Consider the following 22,094-nt stretch of genomic DNA (forward strand, 5'->3'; position numbering starts at 1 on the left):
ATTCGTACCCTTCGCCCAGGTTCCGGGCTCATTGATTTTCAAAGCCAGAGCATGACGGTCGCGGCCAGTGCGACGGCGCAGAGGAACACCTTTGGCACCTGTCGCAACAGATCGCCACGGCATCACCATCCACCGCGTCTCGGTCTGGCGGTTCCTGCGCGACCTCGGGTTGGAACACAAGAAAATCGGGCTTTGCGATGCTCAGCGCGATAAACCCCGGATCCAGCGGCAAACCGACACGAGATGAACGTGTGCTCGCCCGTTGGTTCGCAGCGCAGGTTCCTGAAGGGGAGGGCAGTTGATGTGGCGAGGAGCTCAGTCTGTGCGGGCCAAGGCACCGCGAAGCGCCCAGGCCTCGATACGTTCACGCCAAGTGCCGGGCGATCCGAGGTCCATCCGGTCAACACAAGCCTGCTCGGACTTGCCGGCCAACATGCCACCGAGAATCAACCGTGCCATGCCGCGCGTGCTGCCCTGCGTCTGTCGCAGCAGATCGAGGGCAGGCAGGAGGCGCTGTTCGGTCTCGTCGAAATCCGTCCCGAAGGGAAAGGCCGGAAGACCGACGGGCGCCAGCCAATCGGCCAGATGCTCGGGCGTGTTGCGGCGCCACTCCCTTGGGATCTCGAAACCTTTCGAAATCTTGTTCGCGGCTGTCGCCCGGTGCAGCAATTCATCCTGAAAGCGGCTGTCCGTGATACGGAGCATTTGTGCCACCGCGTCCTCGTCACGCCGCCCGCGCAGGTCGGCGATACCGTATTCAGTCACGACGATGTCACGATAGGCGCGGGGGATGCTTTCATGCGGATGCTCCCAAACGATATTCGATGTCGTCCGGCCCTGTCGCGTGCGCGTGGCCGGAAGGGTGATGACCGAACGCGCACCGTCCAGCGCAAAGGCCTGCTCGACAAAGTTGAACTGACCGCCGATTCCACTCACCTCCTGCGCGCCGGAGGTTACATCACTGACCACCCCGCCAAGCATCGTGACCTTCATCGCGGAATTTATGAAACGCGCATCGGTGCGGGCTGCTCGTTTGGCGGCTTCATCGCCATAGAGCTGATTGGTGAAGGAAACCGGTTTCATCTGGATGCGGGCGCGCTCCTCCTCCAGCAGGGCGCGCAACCGTTTGTAGAAGTCGCGACAATCGACGAAGAAGCCGGCATGGATGGCGGCCCCGTCTACCTTTCGTCTGACGATCCCCATCTCGAAGAGGTGCAGAAGGCCGTCCACCAGCATTTCCGTCACTGCATATAGCCCGATGTCAAAAGGTCCGTCCGCGTCAAAGCCATCGCCACCGAAAGGACAGGACGCGTGTATCTGCGCCGTGTCGCCGGTCTGACGCAGGCGGAGCGCATGGGCCACAGCGTCACCGATCGACCCGATCCCGATTTGCAGCGTGCCGCCGTCCCGCACCAGCCGCGCCACATGCAGCCCGATGGCATGCTCGACCGGCCCGACCGGGCGCTTGACGACCGAGAAAAGCTCGAAAGGCTGGTCCTCCTCGAGCAAGAGCTGCACCTCGTCCCGGTGCAGCGTGGCATCGGGGCCCGGCATGTCAGGCAGGTTGCGGTTGATCTCTCCGGCCAGCAGAAAATCCAGACGGCCCGCCTGCCGGTCCTTGATGAGATCGGCGGAGATGTCGGTATTGCAGGACATGCCAAGCGTTCCGTCCGCGGCGCAGCTCAGCAATTGGAGGACCACGTTGGGTTGCCAGTCGCGCAGGACTTGGTAGGCATGGGTATAATTGGCCGGGATGTAATGCCGCTGTGCCTCAGGTACGCCGATCCACCGGCCTGCGAGCAGGAAAAACTCCGATATCTCGATATTATCCGGCAATTCCCCACGTCGCAGCAGGCGGGCATAGTCAAACGCGGGATAGGCCCCGAAGAGCCGGTCCGCCGCCGGTTCGAGAAGGCGGCGGCTCATGCCTTCGGACATGTCCGGCCGTTCCAGTGTCAGTGCTGTGAGAATCGAAAGCCGGGTATCGGGGCGCGCGGCCACGGCCCGCGTCAGCGCGTTGACGAGTGTCACCGGTTTACCAAGACCAAGCGGCAGGGCCAGCCGGATATCGCCGCCGGTGCGCTCGATGATTGCGGCGGCGATCGCCTCGGCGGACCGGGCCTCAGCCACGGTCGGACCAACCGGGATCAGGATCGAACCGCGCGCCGTGCCGCGTGGCCAGCCGGCGCAGAACGTCCGGCACGTCGCGGCGCACCCGCGCGTACTGCATCGGCCCGCCACGGAACGGCGCCCAACCGGTGCCGAAGATCGCCGCCGCATCCACGGTGCCGGCGTCCGGGGCAACACCCTTGCGCAGGCATTCGATGCCCGCGTCGCACATCGGCAGAATCAACCTGTCCACGAGGTCTTGCGAAGGATCATCCGCGGGGCTCTCGGGCGGCTCTTCGGTCTCGTAATCGTAGAGACCCCTGCCCGCCTTGTGCCCCGTGCGCCCCTCCTCGACCATCTTCGACAGCCAGTCCGGCGTTTCGGCTACCGGGCGATCCAGACCTTTTCGCATCGACGCCGCGACCTCGAGGCAGACGTCGAGCCCGACCCGGTCGGCCAGTGTCACCGGCCCCATCGGCATCCCGAAGGCAAGCGCGGCACGGTCGATCTCTTCCTTGGTCCAGCCTTCGTCGAGCATCACCATCGCTTCCATCAGGTAGGGGGCGAGGATGCGGTTGACGAGGAAACCGGGATAGTCGCGGACGCGCGCTGGCAGCCGGTCGATCTCGTTGGTGAAGGCGGCCAGCCGGTCCAGCGTTTCCTCCTGCACCATCTCATGCGAGACCACCTCGACAAGCTGCATCCTGGAGACCGGGTTGAAAAAATGCAGCCCGGCAAAGCGACCGCGATCGCCAGTGGTATTCACCAGATCGGCAAGGCGAAGGCTGGAGGTATTGCTGGCAAGAATTGCGTCGGGCTTCATCACGCCCGCCAGCGAGGCATAGACCTTTTCCTTCAGCTCGAAATCTTCCGGCACCGCCTCGATCACCAGATCGGCCCGCGCCCGGCCCAGCCCGTCCGGGTCAGGCATCAGCCGGTCAAGCGCGTCACGCGCCGCGCGGCTGTTCAGGTGCTTCTTGTCGTAGATCCCGGTCGCTAGCCGGATCGCCTCGCCCAGGGGTTCCAGTGCCACGTCTTCCAGCGTCACGCGCTTGCCCTGCATGGCGCACCAGGCCGCGATCTCTGCGCCCATGGCCCCGGCACCGATCACATGGACATGGTTGATCCCGCTCTGACCCTTGCCGGCATCCTTGAGCTTGCGGCGCAGAAAGAAGGCGCGGATCAGGTTCTGCGCCGTGGCGCTGTGCAGGAGCGCGGCAAAGGACGTGATCTCGGCCTCCTGCAACGCGGCGCGGTCGCCGCCATGGGTCTGCCACAGTTCGATCAGCGCGGCGGGCGCCGGGTAATGCGCGACGGGTGCCTGTTTCTCGCTCTCCGTCCGCATGTGTGTCGCGGCAAGGCTACGGGCCGCGCCGGTGCGCAGGGCCGTGGCGCGCAGGCCGCTGTCGCCGGGATCGAGCTTACCCGCAGCAGCCGCGCGAATCGCCGCCTCGACATGGCGTTCTGGAATGAGCGCGTCGAGAATGCCCAGTTTTCGCGCCTTGCGGTCATGTGCCGATTTTCCCGTCAACATCATCTGCATGGCCTCGAGCGGGTCGATCAGCGACGTCAGCCGAAAGGTGCCGCCAAGGCCGGGATGCAGGCCAAGGGTGATCTCGGGAAAGGCGGTCTTGACGCCCTCGACGCCGATCCGGTGGGTGCAGGCCAAGGCCAGTTCCAGACCGCCACCGAGCGTATGCCCGTGGACCACCGCGATGGTCGGACAGTGCAAAGCGGCGAGTTTGTCGAGAACCGCGTGACCGGCTCGCAGTTTATCCTCGGCCTCTTGCCGGCCGAGATTGGCGAACCCGTCAATATCCGCCCCGGCGGCAAAACCGCCCGGCTTGGCGGACCGCAGCACAAGCGCCGTGGGGGCGGTTGCCTGCACATGGTCGATCAGCGCGTCAAGCTCGCGCAGCACGGCCTCGGAAATGACGTTGGTCCCGGTATCCGCGCAATCGAGCCACAGGCGGGCGATGTCGTCCTTTGTCTCAAGGCGCCAATGTTCGGCCTGCGGCGGCTTGCTGGCCTCGGTGGCCGTGTCCGGAGTGATCTGTTCCATGATATTCGTCATGCTGCCTCCAGTAGCATTGCGCCGCCCAGTCCGCCGCCGATGCATTCGGTGGCGATCCCACGGCGGTGGCCACCGGCCCGCATCGCGTTGGCGAGGTGCAGGACGATCCGGTTGCCGCTGGTTCCAACCGGGTGGCCAAGGCCGATTGCCCCGCCATCCACGTTCAGCCGGTCGCGGTCGATACGCCCGAACGGCTCATCATACCCCAGCACCTCGCGGCAGAACTCCTCGTTCTGCCAGGCGGCAAGGCAGGCAAGCACCTGCGCGGCAAAAGCCTCGTTGATTTCCCAAAGGTCAATGTCATCGCAGGTCAACCCATGCCGCTGTGCAAGGGGCGTTGCGGCCAGCACCGGGCCCAGCCCCATGATCGCCGGATCGAGCGCGGCCCAGTCGCTGTCGACGATCCGTGCGATCGGTGTCAGCCCATGCGCCTCGACCGCGGTTTCCGACGCCACGATGACCCAGGATGCCCCGTCAGTGATCTGGCTGGAGTTGCCGGGCGTGACCTTGCCAAAGGGCTTCTCGAAAGCCGGATCGAGCCTGGCCAGTTTCTCGATGGAACTGTCGGGGCGCACACCGTCGTCCCGCTCATATGCCATGCCGTCCCGGTCGAAGGCGGGCAGCACCTCGCCCTTCAAACCTCCCGACTCCTGGGCTGCGGCAAGGCGCTTGTGGCTCTCCACGGCATAGGCATCGGCGGTGGTCCGGTCGATGCCGAACCGATGCGCCAGAACTTCGGCCGTCTGCCCCATGTTCAGCGCTGTGATCGGATCTGTCAGACCCCGTTCCAGCCCGATGACGGGCGAAAAGAAATTCGGGCGTATCTCCGACAGCTTTTGCGCCTTGTCGAGCGGCCCTTTGGCCTGTGCCATGCCGCCAAACCATTCCGTCGCCTCGCGGCTATAGATCAGCGGGGCGTGGCTCAGGGCCTCGGCCCCGCCCGCAAGGATCATCTCGTGACTGCCCGACCGGATGTAGCGATAGGCGGTGTCGATGCTCTGCATCCCCGATCCGCAGTTGATCTGAACCGTCCAGGCCACCTGATCTTCGCCCAGACCAAGGCGCAGGGCCGCAACGCGGGCCGGGTTCATCTCGTCCTGAAGTACATTGACGCAGCCCAGAAGGACCAGATCAAAGGCGGTGGGTGCAAAGGGCTGGCGCATCAGCAAGGGCCGTCCGCATTGCACGGCAAGATCGACCGGCGTGAAGGGGCCGGGCCTGCCACGGGCCTTCAGAAACGGCGTTCGGGCACCGTCGACGAGATAGACCGGTCGGCTCATTCCGCGACCTCCTTTTGGACTGAGATGTCAGGCGCACGCTCCAGATCGGGAAAGAGCCGGGCAAGCTCTTCGGGCGTGAATTCGTCAACCGCCACGACTTTCTGCACGGCCTCTTCGGCGCGCTGGAGCTGGTCATATTCCGCGTCCGACAACACCCCGGCCTCGCGCGCCTTGTCCAGTGATGTGCCGAGATCCCGCAGACGTTTGGCAAGTGGTTCCGCCTCGACGACCTGTTGATAGGCGGTTGCGAGACGTCCAGGGCCACTGTCCTCGGCCGCGCGATGAAGCTGCCCGATCAACCGATCCCGTGTGGCCGAGGGGTGGTAGATCATCATCGCGCAGGCCTCGGTCAGATCATCGGTGGGGCCGCAGCCATGCGCTCCCGGTCGCAGCAACGGTCGCAGCAGCCAACCGACCCATCGGGCGGGCAGATTGGCGATGGTCTCGTCCAGCGCCCTGCCGATCCGCGCAAAGCCGGTTTCCGCCGCATAGCGCACCAACGGCAAATCCTCGGAGTGGCGCCCGTCATCCTCCCAACGTTTGAGAACGGCGGCGAGCAAGTACATCTCAGACAGCGCGTCCCCAAGCCGCCCCGAGATCATTTCCTTGCGCTTGAGCGCGCCCCCGAGGGTCAGAAGCGCCATGTCGGCGGTGACGGCAAAGGCCGCAGACCAGCGTGAAAGACGCGCATAGATAGGGCCAACGTCGCCCGCGTTCTCGGGCACCCGTCCACGCCCTGTCCAGGCAGTCCACCAGGCGCGAAAGAAAGTGCGGGTGGAATGGCCGACATGCGCCCAGAAATGGCGGTCAAAGGCGTCGAGCGATTTGTCGGGGTCCGGCTCGCTCAATGCCTGCATTTCGTCCAGCAGATAGGGATGGGCGCGGATCGCACCCTGACCGAAAATGATCAGGGTGCGGGTCACGATGTTGGCCCCTTCCACCGTGATTCCGATGGGAAGCGCGCGGTAGTGGTTTTGCAGGTAGTTCAACCGACCGTCGATCACCGCCTTGCCCGAGTGAACATCCATCGCGTCGCCAATCGCCTCGCGCATCCGCGTGGTGGCATGGTATTTCATGATCGCCGAAATCACCGCCAGCTTGTGCCCTTCGTCGAGCGCGGCGGTGGTCAGGCGACGCCCGGCGTCGATGGTGTACGCATGGGCGGCGATGCGTGCCATCGGTTCCTGTACCCCCCCGAAGAGGCCGATCGGCAGGTCGAATTGTTTGCGAATCCGGGCGTAGGCGCCGGTGGTATGCGCTGACAGGGCCGCACCAGCCGCCGAGAGCGAGGGCAGCGAAATGCCGCGTCCAGCGGCAAGCGCGCTCATCAGCATCATCCAGCCGCGCCCGGCGTATTCGGCACCGCCAATGATATGATCGACAGGGATGAACACGTCCTTGCCCGAGGTCGGCCCGTTCATGAACATCGAGCCCGAAGGCAGATGGCGGCGCCCGATCTCGACGCCGGGCAGATCGGTGGGCACGAGGGCACAGGTGATGCCGATCTCATCCTGTTCCCCCAACAGACCATCGGGATCGCGCAGCTTGAAAGCAAGTCCCAGCACCGTGCAAACCGGGGCCAGGGTAATGTACCGCTTGGACCAGTTGAGCCGGATGCCCAACACGGTCTTGCCCTTCCACTTGCCCTTGCAAACCACACCGTCATCAACCATCGCCGACGCGTCGGAGCCCGCTTCCTCGCTGGTCAGGCCGAAGGCGGGCAATTCCTCGCCCCGCGCGAGGCGGGGCAGCCAGTGCTGCCGCTGGGCCTCGGTGCCGAACTGAAGGATCAGCTCCCCCGGCCCGAGCGAATTTGGCACCATGACGGTCACGGCGCCCACCACGGAATGGCTGGAGATGTAACGCACCACTTCGGAATGGGCATAGGCCGAGAACCCGAGGCCACCATGTTCCTTGGGGATGATCATGCCGAAAAATCCGTTCTCGCGCAGAAAATCCCATGCGCGCGGCGGCAGGTCGGCGGTGCGTGTGTTGATATCCCATTCGTCGAGAATGTCGCAGAATTCGCGGCACAGCCCGTCGATAAAGGCCTGCTCTTCCTCCGTGAGGCGGGGCGCCCGCATGGAGCGCAGCATGGTCCAATCCGGGTTGCCGGAGAACAACTCGGCCTCGAAATGAACATCACCCGAGGTGATCGCCTCGGACTCGGTATCCGACAGGGTTGGCAGCACACCCCGTGCCCAGTTGAAGACGGGTTTGGTGAGATAGGTTTTGCGAAACGACACAGGGCCTCCTCCTCCTCCGTACTGTAACACGCGACTCCGGTCACTTGTTCCTTTTGCGCACGTGATGGTCAGGGCCGCTGTGCCAAAGCGCGATCGCCCGACACTTGCGCGGATTCACGAAGGCGGCAACCCACCGCCAACCGAGGTGACCGGTATGGTGAAGGTCTTTCAATGCGCCCCGCAGCCCTGCGCCGCGGGACGGGTGCCGATCCTGCCCGTCATCGGGGTATCCCCGTCCGACGCCATGCTACTCGACCGGCAAATCGGCGGAACGCCAATCCTCCTTTCCAGCGGCATAGTCGAGCACGTTGGTAAACCCGAGAGCCTCCATCCGTTTCGCCGCCTTGGGCGAGGCGTCGCACTCCTCGTTCATGCAATACACGATCACCTGCTCATCCTTTTCGGCGGCAGCCTGGACGCGTTCCTCGAATTTCTCAGAACCGACGGGGATGTTGATCGCCCCCGGCAGGTGGAAATCCTCGAAACTTTCCTGCGGAAGCACCTCGATCAATTTCATCGGTTCGTGGTTGTAAATCTTCTGCTTCAGCCCGTCGCGGTCTATGGTCTTCATCGCGTTTTCTCCTTTCAGGTTCAGGCCAGTCGCTGTGGAATTCCTCCGGCGGTGCTATTGGCGGCATGAGCGAGCCATGCCGTTGCCTGCCGGATGCGGGATCAACCGGTCGTGTCAGGTGGCAATGGCCCATGCGCGCGCATCGTCGAGCTCATCCATCAGAAAGAACTCGACCTCGGCGCCGGTCAGTTTCCGTGACGCACCGACGCCGGCTTTTTCGCCATCCGTTTGCCCGACCACCGCAACCCGCCTGAAGTCATTGTGATGGCGGACATCGAATTTCAGGGCCTTCCAAAGCGCCTCCAGTTTCCAACTTTTCTGATCGTCGAGGATGATCACCGCATTCAGGGCGCCGTCTGCGCCCTCGATGAGTTGCTCCAGTTCGGGAGTCGCGGCGTCTTGATCCTCCGGCGACAGCTCGCCGCCGATACGCATTGTAACGAGATTATGTGCTGGTTCTTGTCCGATCTCGATCATCAGGAAGCTCCCTTCATCAGTCCGTCTCTTTATCGGAAACTCCGCAAAGTCGCATGTGTTCCATCCTATCGAACCGTGCGATCAATCACCGAGCGTCCGTGCGCCCTCGTCCTGAGCGTCCCCGGTGACCGTGGTTCCGGCCGGAACCTTCCTTGTCCATTGGCGTTGGTCGTTTGGAAACGTAGAGGTTGGCGGGATGTCGAACGCTATGTCATGAAACGCCTTCGCGCGCCCGATGGCAGTTGGATAACGATATCGTCACGCACGGTCACGCGTGCGGCCTAGGTGGCGCTGGAAGTCACCTGGAGTTGCCCAGGGCGTCGCTCATCGGCGCCGGGCAAGTGCGAGAAGCCCACTGCCGGCGCAAATCACGCCAGTGGTCCGGCTGGACAAAGCGGCAGCGACAAGGCGATGGGCCGGCGCCTAGCTTTTTGACCAGTCCTCCAGCTTCTCGACCACGCCGGACCCGACGCCGCTGACCTCTGCCCGATCCAGCGGACAGGGCCGGGACAGACGATCCCCGATGTCGCCGACATGAAAGCCATCGGGCCGGTCGAGCTTGCCCAGTTCGTCCCAGGTCACCGGTACCGCAATGGCAGCGCCGGGACGGGCGCGCAGCGAATAGGGCGCGATGGCCGTGGCGCCGCGCTCGTTGCGCAGCCAGTCGATGAAGACGCGGCCCTTGCGCTTGGATTTAGACATGGTGGCGGTATAGCGGTCGGGGTGACGGTCCACGAGGCTTTGGGCGAAGGCGCGGGAAAAGTTCTTCACCGGCTCCCAGCCCGCGATCCGGCGCAGCGGAACGATCACGTGGATGCCCTTGCCGCCGGTCACCATCGGTGCACAGTCCAGCCCCACCGCCGAAAGCCCCTCGCGCACGTCCTGCGCGGCCGCCACGACATCGGAAAATCCGAGTCCCTCGTCGGGGTCCAGATCGAAGACCATGCGGTCCGGCCGCTCGATCCGGTCGCGCGCTGCGCCCCAGATGTGGAATTCCAGCGTCCCCATCTGCGCCGCGCCGATCAGCCCCGCGGCGGAACTGACATACATGTAATCCGCCGTTTCGCCGTCCTTTTCCTCGATCGGCATGGTTTTCACGTCGTCGGGGAAGCCCTTGCCCGCGTGTTTCTGAAAGAAGCATTCGTCCTCGATGCCGGCGGGGCAGCGCAGCAAGGACAGGGGCCTGTCGCCGGAGTGCTCCAGCATCCGGTCCGCCACGGTCGCGTAATAGTCGGCAACGTCACCCTTGCTTAGACCGGCATCGGGATAGACGGTGCGGCCCGTGCTGGACACACGCACCCCGCCGATCCATTGCTCCCCACCCTCGGTGTCGGTCTCTGCCTCCGCCTTTGCACTCACGTCGCGGGCCTCCTTGTCTTCGCGCAGGCCCCGGTAGACGCCGTGGCGAATCCGGCCTTCGCTGGTGAATTCGGTGTAGTCCGCCTCGACCACAAGCCGGGGCGTGACCCAGTGTGCGCCCTTCGTCTCGGACGGCAAATCGCCGTCGAACGGTGTCGTCTTGCGCGCCAGCCGCTTCAGCGCGGCGTGCAGGGCGTCGAAATCGTCCTCGTCGAACCCGGACCCGACCCGGCCGCGATAGACCAGGTCCCCGCCCTCGTAACTGCCCAGGATCAGGGACGAGAACGGCCGGCCCTTCTTGTCCGAAGGCGACCAGCCCGCCACCACGAATTCCGCCCGGCGGACACATTTGGACTTGATCCAGCTTGTGCCCCGGCCACCGCGATATGGCGCGTCGATGCGTTTCGACACGATCCCCTCGCCGCCCGCTTCGCACATGGCGTCCAGCGCGGCGGCGCCGTCACCCTCGATCACCGGGCTCAGGCGCAGCGGCCCGCGCGGCGGCAGGCCACCGAACAGCGCCTCCAGCGCCTTGCGCCGGTCGGACAGGGGCTCGTCCGTCAGGTTGTCGCCGTCCAGCGCCAGACAGTCGAAGGCGTAGAAGGTCAGCGGATCGCCCGCCTTCAGCGCCTTTTGCAGGGTCGAGAAATCGCCGCCTCCGCGGCCTGCGATGACCTCGCCGTCGATCAGCGCCGCGGCGCAGTCCAGCGCCGCGGCGGGCGCGCAAAGTACGCCGAACCGGTCCGACCAGTCCTTGCCATTCCGGGAGTACAGCCGCACGCCGCCCTTGCCGATGGCCATCAGACAGCGATAGCCGTCGAACTTCGGCTCGTGCTGCCAGGCGTCGCCCTCGGGCGGGGCGTCCTTCAGCGTGGCCAGTTGCACCGCGCGGAACCGGGGCAGCGGCTTGGCGTGCTCGGCGGGCCTCGCGGGCGCGTGGTCCTGCGCGATGGCGCGCATTCCGCGCCCGGTGGTCACGCTTGTCTTGTGTTTGTTGACCAGCGCATCGTCGCTGCGCCCGGCGAATTCGTCACGCTCCTTTATCAGCAGCCAGTTCTCGCGTTCCTCGCCGCTCTTGCCGCGCATCCGGATCAGCGCCCAGCCGCCCTTCATCCGTGCGCCATGCAGGCGGAAATGCAGTTTGCCTGCCTTCAACCCCTCTTCGGGATCGTGCAGCGGCTCCCACCAGCCATCGTCCCATAGCATGACGGTGCCGCCGCCGTATTCGTCTTTCGGGATCGTGCCTTCGAACCCGCCGTAGGATACCGGGTGATCCTCCGTCCGGACCGACAGGCGCTTTTCGGACGGGTTCGCCGACGGCCCCTTTGTCACCGCCCAGGACAACAGCACGCCGTTCCATTCCAGCCGGAAGTCGAAGTGCAGACGGCTCGCGTCATGCTTTTGAACCACGAAGCACAGCCGGTCGCCGCCGGCCCCGATCAACTCGGCGCGGGGTTCGGGGGTGACGTCGAAGTCGCGCTTCTTCTCGTAAGTTTCCAGCGATCTCATCGGGCCTTCCTGCGACGTCCGCCGGACGTGCCGTCCTTGCTTTGCTCAAGGCTCTTTTTCACCGCGTGCAGATTCTGCGGGGGGTGACGGTTTCAGTCTCGCGCCGTGGAGCGGGCGTGTCGAGCACATCCGTATCTGCCATGTCACCGTCAACGCGCGCTGGCGCGGTGCGGTTCCCGCGCCCCCTCCGCCAGGATCAGACGAAGTCGCGCGCCAGCCAGGCCAGGATCAGTAGATCGAAGTTTCGGGCCACGATGACGTCCGCAGACTTGAGATCGCGTCGCGCCCCGTAGGCGGGCCGAAGCGCCCGCACGAGGCCAAGCAGCCGTTTGCCGTAGCTCTCGTTCGGCACGCACCCCAGGTCGGTGTTCGCCCAGTTCGGCACGAAGCCCGCGTTCATGTTGCCGCGCCGAAACGCCAGACTTTGCACGTCGTGGCCGAGCTGCAGCAAGCTGCGGATACGGCGGATCTGCGACGCCTCGTTGAGGTCGAAAGCAAAGACGACGACACGTGCCATGACCGATCCATCTCGTCTGCGAACACCGGCGCGTGCGCCGGCAAGTACCGCCCCCCCTTATTTGGTGGCGTCATGCCAGCGCAAGATTCCGGCTCTTGGTCGAGGGAAACTGGCGGATACCAGCTTGGTGCAGCCGTGTTCCCGCTCGCGACGCCGGATCGGCACCGTCCGAAACGAACCGGCATTGGCGCATCGACGAAATCACCCGGAGAGCGAATCCGGGTTGCGCCCATGCCCCGCCCATGAAGGCATGTCATTCGGCCTCAGCCGCCTCGTTCCCCTCCGCTCGCAGGGCAACGACGGACTCGAACCAGTCGAGCGCATCTGCGCTCCACGTCTTGGGAACGCCGTGCCCGCCTGCCGTCAGCCACAAGGTGACCGAACCGGACCGGCAATTTTCCCAGCTCTTCTGCCAGATATTTCCCGTGGTGCGGTTCTCCGATGCGCTCACCATGCACCCGTTGACCCGCCGCCACAGATCCAGCGCCTTGAAGAGATTGCCCTGCACGAAATCCAGGCCGTTGAATGTCACCTCGCGGCCTTCCACCGGCACCAGCCGGTCGCCGAATCCATGCGTGTGCAGCAGATGCACCGGGCCGGCGCAGCTTTCGTGCATCGGCTCCCAAAAACCGCCCGACACGGCCGCGAAAGCCGCAGCACTGCCCGGCGACGCACAGGCGAAATCCCAGACCATCGACCCGCCGCGCGAGAAACCGGCGACCAGCACCCGGCCACCGTCGAGCCTGAAGCGCGCCACCGCATCCGTCAGAACCGCGTTGAGGAAACGCACATCGCCGCGCGGCCAGTCATGGCCGTCATTGACCGCCCAATCCAGGTTCCTGGCATTCGCGATGTCCGGCTGCCCGTCCGGCGCCAGAACGGCATAGCCACGGGTCGTGAAGCCGGCGACAAAGGCCGTGTTGGCGAGGACGCCATGCCCGGAACGCCCGTACCCGTGCAGCCAGAGCACGACAGGCGCGCCCTGCGGATTTGCCGGCAACGCCACATGATACGCCCCGCCTGCGACCTCGCACGCCCGGTCCGGCGCGCCGCAGGTCCGGTCCGCCCAACCGGGGCCGCCAAGGGCGACGATCAGCAACAGGTAGCCGGTTAACGTCGCCAGACGCCACATCGCGCGATCCTTCCACGGATCATGGGAACGCTGTGTCGACCATGCGCCAAACCGGGCCGATAATCAATTTCGACGCCGAACCGTGCGCCGTGGTCACGGCCCGCCCGCATGCCCCCGCAAAACATGAGACGTAAGGCCCATGTCGGTGTAGGATGATCTCCGGGCGCGCAGCCAAGGGGGAAATCATGTCACTTCAGGTTATCAGCTTCGGCTTCGGCCGGACCGCGACGATGTCGCTGCGCATGGCGCTCGAGGAGATCGGCCTCGGGCCCTGCTATCACATGGAGACGGTTCTCGAAGACATGACCGGCCGGGTGCCGCACTGGAACGCGGCGCTCGATGGCCAGCCCGACTGGGACGCAACCTATGCGGGCTTCGCCTCGGCCGTGGACTGGCCGACCGCCGCCTTCCATACCGAGTTGCTCGACGCCTTCCCGGAGGCAAAGATCATCCTCTCCACGCGCAGCCCCGAAAGCTGGTATGCTAGCATTTCCCAGACCATCCTGGCCGTGCTCGCCGCGCCCGAGAAATGGCCGCCCGACCAGAAGGACTGGCTCGACATGGTCTCCCGCGTCGTGATCGACCGCAGCCTCGGCGGACGGACCGACCCGGAAGCGGCTATCGCCACCTTCAAGGCCCATGAAGCCGCGGTCAGGGCGGCGGTCCCGGCCGACAGGCTGCTCGTCTTCGAGGCGCGCGACGGGTGGGAACCGCTCTGCGCCTTCCTCGGCAAGGAGGTGCCCGACACGCCCTATCCACGCTCCAACTCGCGCGAGGAATTCTTCGCCCTGCTGGCCGGCGAGGGGTGAGGCGCCGGGCGCGTCAGCCTTCCCGGAAGGCCAGGTCAAGCTGGTCGGAGAGCGGCTTGGTCAGGTAGCTCAGCACCGACCGCGCGCCGGTCTGCATGAAGGCCTGCACAGGCATCCCCGGCACCAGGTGGACCGCACCCAGCCGTTCCAGCTCCTCGGGCGGCAGGACAAGCTGCACCCGGTAATAGGCGCGTCCCGTCGCCGGGTCCTTCACCGTGCTGGGCGAGATACCCGCGAGCGAGCCGTAAAGCACGGGCGCGGTCTTCATGTCGAAGGCCGGGAACTGCACCTTGGCTCTCTGGCCGACGAATATCTGGTCGATGGAGTTGGGATCGACCCGGACCTCGAACTCCACCCCTTCGGAAACCGGCACGATCTGGAGGATGGTGGCTTCGGGCGCCACCACCCCGCCCACGGTCGAGACCTGCAATTCGTGGATGATCCCGTTCGCCGGGGCCAGGATATCCACTCGCTCCAACTGCTTCTCGATGGTCACGATCTCCAGGATCAGCTCTTCGTGGCGGCTGGTGACCTCGCGCAGTTCGGTGACCACCTGTTCCTTGAACTCCCGGTCTGACTGCAGGATTTCAAGCTGCGTGTCGCGAATCGAATTCTGGATGCGCGCCAGCGTGGACTGGTGTTCCGCCAACTCGCCCAGCAGCGACGCCTGCGCGCGCTGCAACTCCAAAACCTGGCTCTCGCGCGCCAGCCCCTGCGCGTTCAGGTTTCGCGCGCTCTGCAATTCCTTCTCGATGAATTTGAGCTGGTTGCGCTTCGACTCGATCTGCCCCTCGACGCCGGAGATCTGGTTGCCGAATTGCAGGATGCGCTCCTTGAGCTGCTCCTCGCGGCCGCGCTGCACCTCGCGGCGGGTCTCGAAAATCTCCTCCTGCCCGGCATAGTGCCGGTCCAGCGACAGCCCCTCCACATGCTCCGAGGCGTCGGTCTTGCGCGGCACACTCTCCAGGCCCAGATACTCGGCCTCCAACCGGCTCTCATGGGCGATGGTCGCGGCCAGCCGCTTGCGCAGGATGTCGCGGTTGATGCGCAGGAGCGTCGGGTCGAGCCTCATCAGCAGATCGCCGGTCTCGACCACGTCGCCGTCCTTCACCCGGATCTCGGCCACCACGCCGCCATCGAGGCTCTGCACCACTTTCGGCTTGCCGCGCACCACCGCCTGACCCGAGGCGATGACCGCCCCGTTGATCAGCGTGAAATGCGCCCAGCCCACCAGCACCACCATCAGCAGCAGGCTGCCGACCACGGTGATCCGCGCCGGTCCCGTCAGCCCGGTCCGCGCGCCGGGCGCGTCGGGGGCGGGTCTGGCCTTGCGCTTGCGGATCATATCTGCCTCCCGGTCTTGAAGGGCGTGGCCACGGATTTGGGTTCCACCTGCGGCGCGGGCTGGTTGCCGAAGGCTTTCTCCTTGTCACCGAACTGCGCCACCCGGCCCTTGTGCAGCACCATGATCTTGTTTACCGCCGCGATGGCGCTGGGACGGTGGGCCATCACCACCACCACGCTGCCCATCGCGCGCAGGGTCTGGATCGCCTCCGACAGCGCATCGTCGCCATTGGCGTCGAGGTTGGAATTGGGCTCGTCCAGCACGATCAGCGTCGGGATGCCATAGATCGCGCGCGCCAGGCCGAGTTGCTGTATCTGCCCGCTGGAAAGCGGCTGCTTGTGATCCCCGATCCTCGTGGCATAGCCGTCCGGGAAACTCAGGATCATCTCGTGCACGCCGGCGATCTTCGCCGCCTCGATCACCTTCGCGTCGGTAGCGTCCGCATCGAACCGCGCGATGTTCTCGGCGATGGTGCCCGGCAGCATCTCCAGCGTCTGCGGCAGATAGCCGATATGGCGGCCCAGGTCCCTGGGCACCCATTGGTCGAGCGTCGCGCCATCCATCCGCACCTCGCCCGCGTCCGGCTGCCACACGCCCACCAGGCAGCGCCCCAGGCTCGACTTGCCCGCCGCGCTCTGGCCGATCACCCCCAGCCCGTCGCCGGGCGAGAGCGCGAATGTCACCTGATCGAGGATACGCACCCGCCCCTGCCCGTTCATCCGGTCGGGCATCAGCTTGGTCAGCCCCTTGACCTTGATTTCGCCCTTGGGCGGCGGCAGCGCGATGCGCGGCTTCTCCGCCGGCATCGCATCGAAGGCCGCCTTCAGCCGCTTGTGCGCATCCAGCCCGCGCGCAATCGCACGCCATTGCCCGATCACCTGATCGACCGGCGCCAGCGCCCGGCCCGCGATGATCGAGGCCGCGATGATCGCACCCGGCGTGATCTCCTGATTCAGCGCCAGGAAGGCGCCCAGCGTCAGCAGCGCCGATTGCAGCAGCATCCGGAAGGAGCGCGAGAAGGAGGCGAAGACCTCGGTCCGGTCGCCGGCCTCCTGCCCCTTGGCCATCGCCGCGTCATGCTGGCCGCGCCACCGTTCCACCACCGCATCCAGCATCCCCAGCGTCATCACCGATTCGGCATTGCGCCGGGTCTTCTCTATGAAATCCCGGTCGGCGCTGTCGCGCGCCATCGCCTCGGACATGTCGCCGCGCGTCGTCACCTGGTTGAGCACCGCCGCGATCACCACCACCGACGCGCCGGCCACCGTCAGGTAGCCAAGCCAGGGATGGATGAAGAAGACGATTATCAGGAAGATCGGGATCCAGGGCAGATCGAACAGCCCCACGATCGCGGGCCCCGAGATGAAGCTGCGCGTCGCGGCCAGGTCGCGGACCGGATGGTGGGGGTTGTCCTCGCGTTCGACGCCGGCGCGGATCCAGTAGCCCATCGCCTCATCGCCCACCAGCTTGTCCAGCCGGTAGCTCGCCCGCGACAGCAGCCGGGACCGCAGGAACTGGTAGAAGCCCAGGAAGGCATAGAGCACGACCACGATGATGAAGAGGCCCTGCAACGTCGCCACCGAGCCGCTGCCCAGCACCCGGTCGTAGATCTGGAGCATGTAGATCGGCCCGGTCAGCATCAGCAGGTTGATCGCCGCGCTGACCAGACCGACGATGATGATCGTCTTGCGCATCCCCCGCAGCGCATCGGTATAGGGGTTGGGCGCATGTTCGCTGCGCTTTTTCATCGTCCCTCGCATTCCTTGCTCGCGCGGCCGCCAGTGGCGATGCGGCCCGCGCGGCCTCTCCATCTGTCATCCGCGACACGATTCCCAGCCCGATCTGGCTGCCTCGGCCCCATCGGCTGATTACGGCTCATCGAACATCCCCGGCTCCAGTTCTTCCCAGAAGGCGAAGATCGCCGTGGCGTTCAGCCCCGAGGCCCAGCCGTGGCGGCGGAAATCCTCGCGCTCCAGATCGCCCTCGAGCTGCGACAGGAACAGCCTTCGGTCGGCGTCGCGCTGCGTCGGGTTGCGTGCCTCGGCCACCTCGCGCACCCGCGCCAGCCGCCGCGCCCGCGCGCCCCGCTCGCGCGCGATCTCGGCCTCGCGCGCGGCCTCCGCTTCATCGCGTGCCTCGGCCTCGGCGCGGCGTTCGGCAAGCCGCGCGGCGGCCTCGGGCGACGGCTCCGGCGCGGCGGCCTTCGCCTCGTAGCCGTCGCGGATCGCCGCCGTCAGATAGCGCACCGGGCTTTCGACATCCTTTTGCCCGGCCACGTAGTCGAGCTTGTCGGCCACGTAGCCCTCGCCATGTTCGGCGATCCATTGCCGCGCCAGCCGGTCGCTGACCCCCAGCGCTACTAGCCGCTTGTAGGTCGCGGCGTTGCGCACCCCCTCGCCATCGTCGATGTCGAACATCGCAAGCTGCGGGTTCTCGCGGATCAGGAACCGGATATCCGTCACCGCCCTGCCCTTCTTGCGCACCTCCGGCGTCACCTCGATATTCGACGTCTTGTTGACCTCGGCCACCGCCGGTTTGATGATCTTGGCGTTGAGATGCTTGTAGGTCTCGTAATAGGCGCTGCCATCCACCCCCATCAGCCGGCGAAACAGCTCCAGCGGCCACCACCCGGTGGAGCCGGTGCGCACGAAGCGATAGCAGTTCTCGTAGAGCGCCAGCGCATGCCCGCTGGTGAACCGCCGCTGGATGTTGAGATTGATCAGCGCGAAGACCTTGGGGTCGTGCAGCTTCTCGGCCAGCGCCGGCGAATAGGCGTATTCGCAGACCCCGCCCTTCAGCTTGGCATAGGAGAGCAGCGCGCTGACGCCCCATTCCTGCTTGCCCGCCTCGTCGAGCATGTCCCATTCCGCCACCGTCTCCGCCAGGCTGCGGAGCGAGGCTTTCAGCGTCTCCATGTCGTTGGAGTTGTAGCCGATCATCAGGCAGAGCGTGCGCGCGTCGATGGAATGGCTCTGCCGCGTGGTCAGGCTGTCATAGGCGTTGAGGAGGAGGACGTTCGAAAGTTTCCGCTGCAAGAGCGTCAGCTTGCCGGAAACGTGGATCGCGGCCACGTGCTTTTTCACCGATGACCGCTTCAGCGCCCCTGTCAGCGCCGCACGGGAAACACCCGCCTCGCTCATACTGCTGCCCTCTGTCTCTTGGCGCTCTTGGTGGCGCGAGCGCATGGTCTCAGAAAAGGCACCCGCGCTCAAGTCTTTTGCGGGTGCCGGTGCTCCGGCCCTCCGGACTCCCGTAGACGGGTACCTATACACCCCCTGCCCTGCCTGTTGCCGACCCACGCCTTGCAAAGCGCGCACTCTTGGGACTCCGTTAGGCGTTTTTCGGCCGAATCGGGCGCTGAAATGCGTGTTTTCGGGCCTCCCGGAGTCGGGTTCCCGCGCTCCCGCATCCGGGTACCGATGCTCCCGTAAACGGGTACCGATGCCCCTGCAAACGGGTGCCCTTCAGCCCGGAAACGGGCACCGAAGGATGGCTAACCGATTGACAATACAAGATGAATTATTGCCAAAGATCTCAAAGAGTCCTAAAGATTCTACATCTTTACGTCGTGTTCTCCTGTCGATTTCATTGGCTTTTTCAGGGTTTCGCACGCGAAACCCCTGTCGCTTTGCCCGTTCGGGACCGCCTCCGATAAGGGATTCACTCAGCGCACAAGATGTGCGATGTTTCCCGGTACAAGCACCGAAACAGGCGACATGACCTGAGGTATCGAGCATATGACCAGAAAACCCGACCAGACCCTGCCCCCCTATCTCAATCTCGACCCGGAGAAGGCGGCGCAGAAGCTGGGACAACCTATCGACACCGCCCGATTCGCAAAAGCCGCCGCGTTCTGCGGCCGCGGGCGTGACGACCTCGCCCGCCGCGGCTATGCGCCCGACGGCCGCAAGCGGCTGCGCAAGTTCTCCACCTGGGAGATCTGCCGCTACCTGATCCCGGTTGCCCCCGCCCATCTGCGGCGGGTGCTCAAGACCCATCCCGACCTGCCGCAGGGCGAAGGCTCCGGCGGGTCCAAATGGTTCACGCTGGAGGACGTGCTGGCGCTGCGCGACCACTTCGCCGAGGAAGGCGTCAGCACCAAAGAATACCGCCCCTACCGGCCGAAGGGTCTGCCCGCCAAGGTCGCCGCCGTGGCGAATTTCAAGGGCGGCGTCGGCAAGACCTCGACCTGCGCCCATCTGGCCATGTCCGCCGCGCTCGACGGCTACCGCGTGCTGGTCATCGACCTCGACAGCCAGGGCTCCATGACCTCGATCATGGGCGGCACCGTGCCCGACGAATGGCACACGGTCTTTCCGCTGATGGCCAAGGACTACGCCACCCATCTGAGCCAGGAGAATGAGGTGCGCGCCGCCCGCGGCGAGCCCCCCCTGCCCCTCGACGAGACCCTGACCGAGGCGCTTTCGATCACCGCGGCGGATGTTATCCAGAAGACCCACTGGCCCAATATCGACCTGATCGGCGCGCAGCTCAATCTCTACTGGGCCGAGTTCCAGGTGCCGGTCTGGCGGATGGGCCTGCGCAACTGGCCGCTCTGGGACGCGCTGACGGGGTTCCTGGAGCGCGAGGGCGTGCTCGACGCCTACGATATCGTGCTGCTGGATACGCCCCCTGCCCTCGGCTACCTGACCATCAACGCGCTGGCCGCCGCCGACATCCTGCTGGTGCCGCTCGGCGCGAGCTTCCTGGAGTTCGATTCCACCGGCCGCTTCTTCGACATGCTCTATTCGACCTTCGCCTCCATCGAGGATGGCGAGAACGCTGCGCGCCGCCGCGCCGGGCTGCCCGAGATGCGCTTCGAATGGGATGTGGTGCGCGCGCTCATCACCCGGTTCGACGCCAACCAGCAGACCGATCTGGCCAATGTCATCCAGGCTTATCTGGGCGATTTCATGAACGCCTACCGGCAGGATTACACCGCGCTGGTGGGTCAGGCGGGCGAGCAGGTGAACGGCATCTACGAGGCTGATTACCGGGACTTCAACCGCGACACCTATGCCCGCGGGCGCGAGGCGTTCGACCGCACCTATGCGGAGTTCAAGGAGATTCTGATCGGCGCCTGGTGGCGCGATCAGCAGATGCAGGAACAGGAAGCGCAGGAAGCACAGGAGGCCGGTCATGGCGAAGCGCAGACGGCTTGAAGCCCCCTCGGCCGATGAGCTGAAGGAACTGGAGGAAGGTTTCGCGCGCGAAACCCCGCATCGCGACCCGATGGATTTGCGCCCGCCGCCCATCGCGCAGGTGGCCGGGGACGCCGCCGCCCACGCCACCGCCGGATCGGTGGAGGACCGCACCGCGCAGGCCCGGGACGCCGCCGATGCAGGGCGCTTCCGCGCGGCGGCCGAGAAGGGGCTGATCCTGCGTGAGCTGCCGGTCGCCGAGATCGTGGCCGACGAGCTGACCCGCGACCGCATCGCGATGGACCCCGCCGAGATGGCCGAGCTGAAAAGCTCCATCGCCGCACATGGGCTGCGTCTGCCGGTCGAGGTCTTCGAGTTGCCCGAGCCTGACGCCGGCCGGCATTACGGTCTGATCTCCGGCTATCGGCGGCTGGCCGCGGTCCAGGCGCTGCACGCGGAAACCGCCGATGCCGCCTATGCCACGATCCGGGCGCTGGTCCGGCGGCATACGGGCATCACCGCGGCCTATGTCGCGATGGTCGAGGAGAACGAGGTCCGCGCCGATCTCAGCCAGTACGAGCGCGGGCGCATCGCGGTTCTGGCCGCCGGGCAGGGCGCCTATGACGGGGTCGAGGCGGCGGTGGACGGGCTCTTTTCCTCGGCCTCTAAGGCGAAGCGGTCGAAGATCCGCAGCTTCGCGCTGATCCACGAAGAACTTGGCGACATGCTGGCCTTTCCCACCCAGCTCAGCGAGCGCAATGGGTTGCGGCTGGCGCAGGCGCTCCGGGTCGGGGCGGGGCCGGAACTGCGCGGCGTGCTGGCAAGCGGGCAGGGCACCGGGCCGGAGGAGGAATGGACACTAATGGAGCCGCTCATCCGCCGGGCCGAGGTCGCGGCGCGCGATCCCAGCCGCGGCGGCCGCCCGAAATCGGCCCCCGTCCAGACCGAACGCCACGGGCGTATCGCGCTGGCCAACGGCATGGCGATCGAGAAACAGGTGGACGATCGCGGCTATGCCATCCGCTTCTTCGGCGAGGCCGTGGACAGCGACCTGCTCGACACCGTCATGGCCGAAATCCAGCGCCTGCTGGAGCCGGTGGACTAGGTTTCGCACGCGAAACCACCCGTGCGAAACGAACAAGGGGCGGCGCGAATGGCGCCGCCCCTTCGTATTCGATCCAGGTAGATGTCAGGCGGCTTTGCGCGGCCCCCGAGCCGCAATCCGCGCGGGCACGGCAATCGCCAGCGGCGCAGTCCCAACGCGACAAGCCAGAAGCGCCAGTCGCCGCAAACCGAATATGTAAATCATGCTCCACTCCCCACTCTCGTCCAACTGGACCGGCGCGTCCGCATTCTTGCGTGTCGCGGCGGTCGGCCAATCCGGCACGGACACCCTATACCAGTGACGGAGTGTTCCAGCCTGCCACGATCTTGTCAAAATCTTCCGGGATTCGGCATCCTTGGGTGGTACCGTGTTGCGAACTCTGATGCGGTAAGAGGGTGTGGCCCGCACTGTACCCAATCG

The 22,094-nt window shown here is 65.6% G+C and carries 15 protein-coding genes; 3 read left to right on the plus strand and 12 right to left on the minus strand.

The genetic code is table 11. From position 1 onward, the window contains the following. Nucleotides 1–315: 315 nt before the first annotated feature. The 9 genes from DDZ14_RS07365 to DDZ14_RS07405 form a co-directional block, all read right to left on the minus strand. Nucleotides 316–2,130 carry an acetyl-CoA hydrolase/transferase C-terminal domain-containing protein gene (locus DDZ14_RS07365; RefSeq protein ID WP_109424317.1) on the minus strand — a complete coding sequence of 605 codons (1,815 nt, stop codon included), beginning with the start codon at nucleotides 2,128–2,130 and terminating at the stop codon, nucleotides 316–318. Beyond that, a complete protein-coding gene (locus DDZ14_RS07370) occupies nucleotides 2,123–4,183 on the minus strand; it encodes a 3-hydroxyacyl-CoA dehydrogenase NAD-binding domain-containing protein (protein ID WP_109424318.1) in 2,061 nt (686 codons plus the stop codon). The genes DDZ14_RS07365 and DDZ14_RS07370 overlap by 8 nt, the downstream gene beginning before the upstream one ends. Next, nucleotides 4,180–5,463 carry an acetyl-CoA C-acetyltransferase gene (locus DDZ14_RS07375; RefSeq protein WP_109424319.1) on the minus strand — a complete coding sequence of 428 codons (1,284 nt, stop codon included), beginning with the start codon at nucleotides 5,461–5,463 and terminating at the stop codon, nucleotides 4,180–4,182. Before DDZ14_RS07375 ends, DDZ14_RS07370 begins: the two co-directional genes overlap by 4 nt. After that, nucleotides 5,460–7,709 carry an acyl-CoA dehydrogenase gene (locus DDZ14_RS07380; protein WP_109424320.1) on the minus strand — a complete coding sequence of 750 codons (2,250 nt, stop codon included), beginning with the start codon at nucleotides 7,707–7,709 and terminating at the stop codon, nucleotides 5,460–5,462. Before DDZ14_RS07380 ends, DDZ14_RS07375 begins: the two co-directional genes overlap by 4 nt. Nucleotides 7,710–7,956: 247 nt before the next feature. Then, nucleotides 7,957–8,280, minus strand: a complete 324-nt coding sequence (locus DDZ14_RS07385; protein ID WP_109424321.1) for a rhodanese-like domain-containing protein — start codon at nucleotides 8,278–8,280, stop codon at nucleotides 7,957–7,959. A gap of 114 nt (nucleotides 8,281–8,394) precedes the next feature. Then, nucleotides 8,395–8,757 (minus strand): STAS/SEC14 domain-containing protein, encoded by a 363-nt coding sequence (locus DDZ14_RS07390; protein WP_109424322.1) that lies wholly within the window; start codon nucleotides 8,755–8,757, stop codon nucleotides 8,395–8,397. Between the two features lie 423 nt (nucleotides 8,758–9,180). Continuing rightward, on the minus strand, nucleotides 9,181–11,625 hold the full coding sequence (ligD, locus tag DDZ14_RS07395) for a DNA ligase D (protein WP_109424323.1): 2,445 nt from the start codon (nucleotides 11,623–11,625) through the stop codon (nucleotides 9,181–9,183). Between the two features lie 196 nt (nucleotides 11,626–11,821). Beyond that, the gene (locus tag DDZ14_RS07400) at nucleotides 11,822–12,142 is read right to left on the minus strand and encodes a hypothetical protein (protein ID WP_199221306.1); all 321 of its coding nucleotides are present in this window, start codon (nucleotides 12,140–12,142) and stop codon (nucleotides 11,822–11,824) included. A gap of 253 nt (nucleotides 12,143–12,395) precedes the next feature. Next, complete coding sequence (locus DDZ14_RS07405) at nucleotides 12,396–13,274, minus strand: PHB depolymerase family esterase (RefSeq protein ID WP_109424324.1); 879 nt, start codon at nucleotides 13,272–13,274, stop codon at nucleotides 12,396–12,398. A 185-nt stretch (nucleotides 13,275–13,459) separates the two neighbouring features. Between DDZ14_RS07405 and DDZ14_RS07410 the strand changes: the two genes are divergently transcribed. Further along, nucleotides 13,460–14,083, plus strand: coding sequence for a sulfotransferase family protein (locus tag DDZ14_RS07410; RefSeq protein ID WP_158275477.1), 624 nt, complete (start codon nucleotides 13,460–13,462; stop codon nucleotides 14,081–14,083). A 13-nt stretch (nucleotides 14,084–14,096) separates the two neighbouring features. Here the strand turns inward: DDZ14_RS07410 and DDZ14_RS07415 are convergent, their stop codons facing one another. From DDZ14_RS07415 to DDZ14_RS07425, 3 genes are all read right to left on the minus strand, one after another. Then, nucleotides 14,097–15,428: an HlyD family type I secretion periplasmic adaptor subunit gene (locus DDZ14_RS07415; protein WP_109424325.1), complete on the minus strand. Its 1,332-nt coding sequence runs from the start codon at nucleotides 15,426–15,428 to the stop codon at nucleotides 14,097–14,099. Continuing rightward, on the minus strand, nucleotides 15,425–17,176 hold the full coding sequence (locus tag DDZ14_RS07420; protein WP_158275478.1) for a type I secretion system permease/ATPase: 1,752 nt from the start codon (nucleotides 17,174–17,176) through the stop codon (nucleotides 15,425–15,427). Before DDZ14_RS07420 ends, DDZ14_RS07415 begins: the two co-directional genes overlap by 4 nt. Nucleotides 17,177–17,296: 120 nt before the next feature. Continuing rightward, nucleotides 17,297–18,568 (minus strand): replication initiation protein, encoded by a 1,272-nt coding sequence (locus tag DDZ14_RS07425; protein WP_109424444.1) that lies wholly within the window; start codon nucleotides 18,566–18,568, stop codon nucleotides 17,297–17,299. Nucleotides 18,569–19,165: 597 nt separating this feature from the next. Here DDZ14_RS07425 and DDZ14_RS07430 point away from each other — a divergent pair. Further along, on the plus strand, nucleotides 19,166–20,590 hold the full coding sequence (locus DDZ14_RS07430; protein WP_109424327.1) for an AAA family ATPase: 1,425 nt from the start codon (nucleotides 19,166–19,168) through the stop codon (nucleotides 20,588–20,590). Next, nucleotides 20,568–21,674: a ParB N-terminal domain-containing protein gene (locus DDZ14_RS07435; RefSeq protein ID WP_109424328.1), complete on the plus strand. Its 1,107-nt coding sequence runs from the start codon at nucleotides 20,568–20,570 to the stop codon at nucleotides 21,672–21,674. The genes DDZ14_RS07430 and DDZ14_RS07435 overlap by 23 nt, the downstream gene beginning before the upstream one ends. Nucleotides 21,675–22,094 lie beyond the last annotated feature (420 nt).

Origin of the sequence: Maritimibacter sp. 55A14 (assembly GCF_003122205.1) — a bacterium.
In the GTDB taxonomy this organism is placed as follows: domain Bacteria; phylum Pseudomonadota; class Alphaproteobacteria; order Rhodobacterales; family Rhodobacteraceae; genus QEYE01.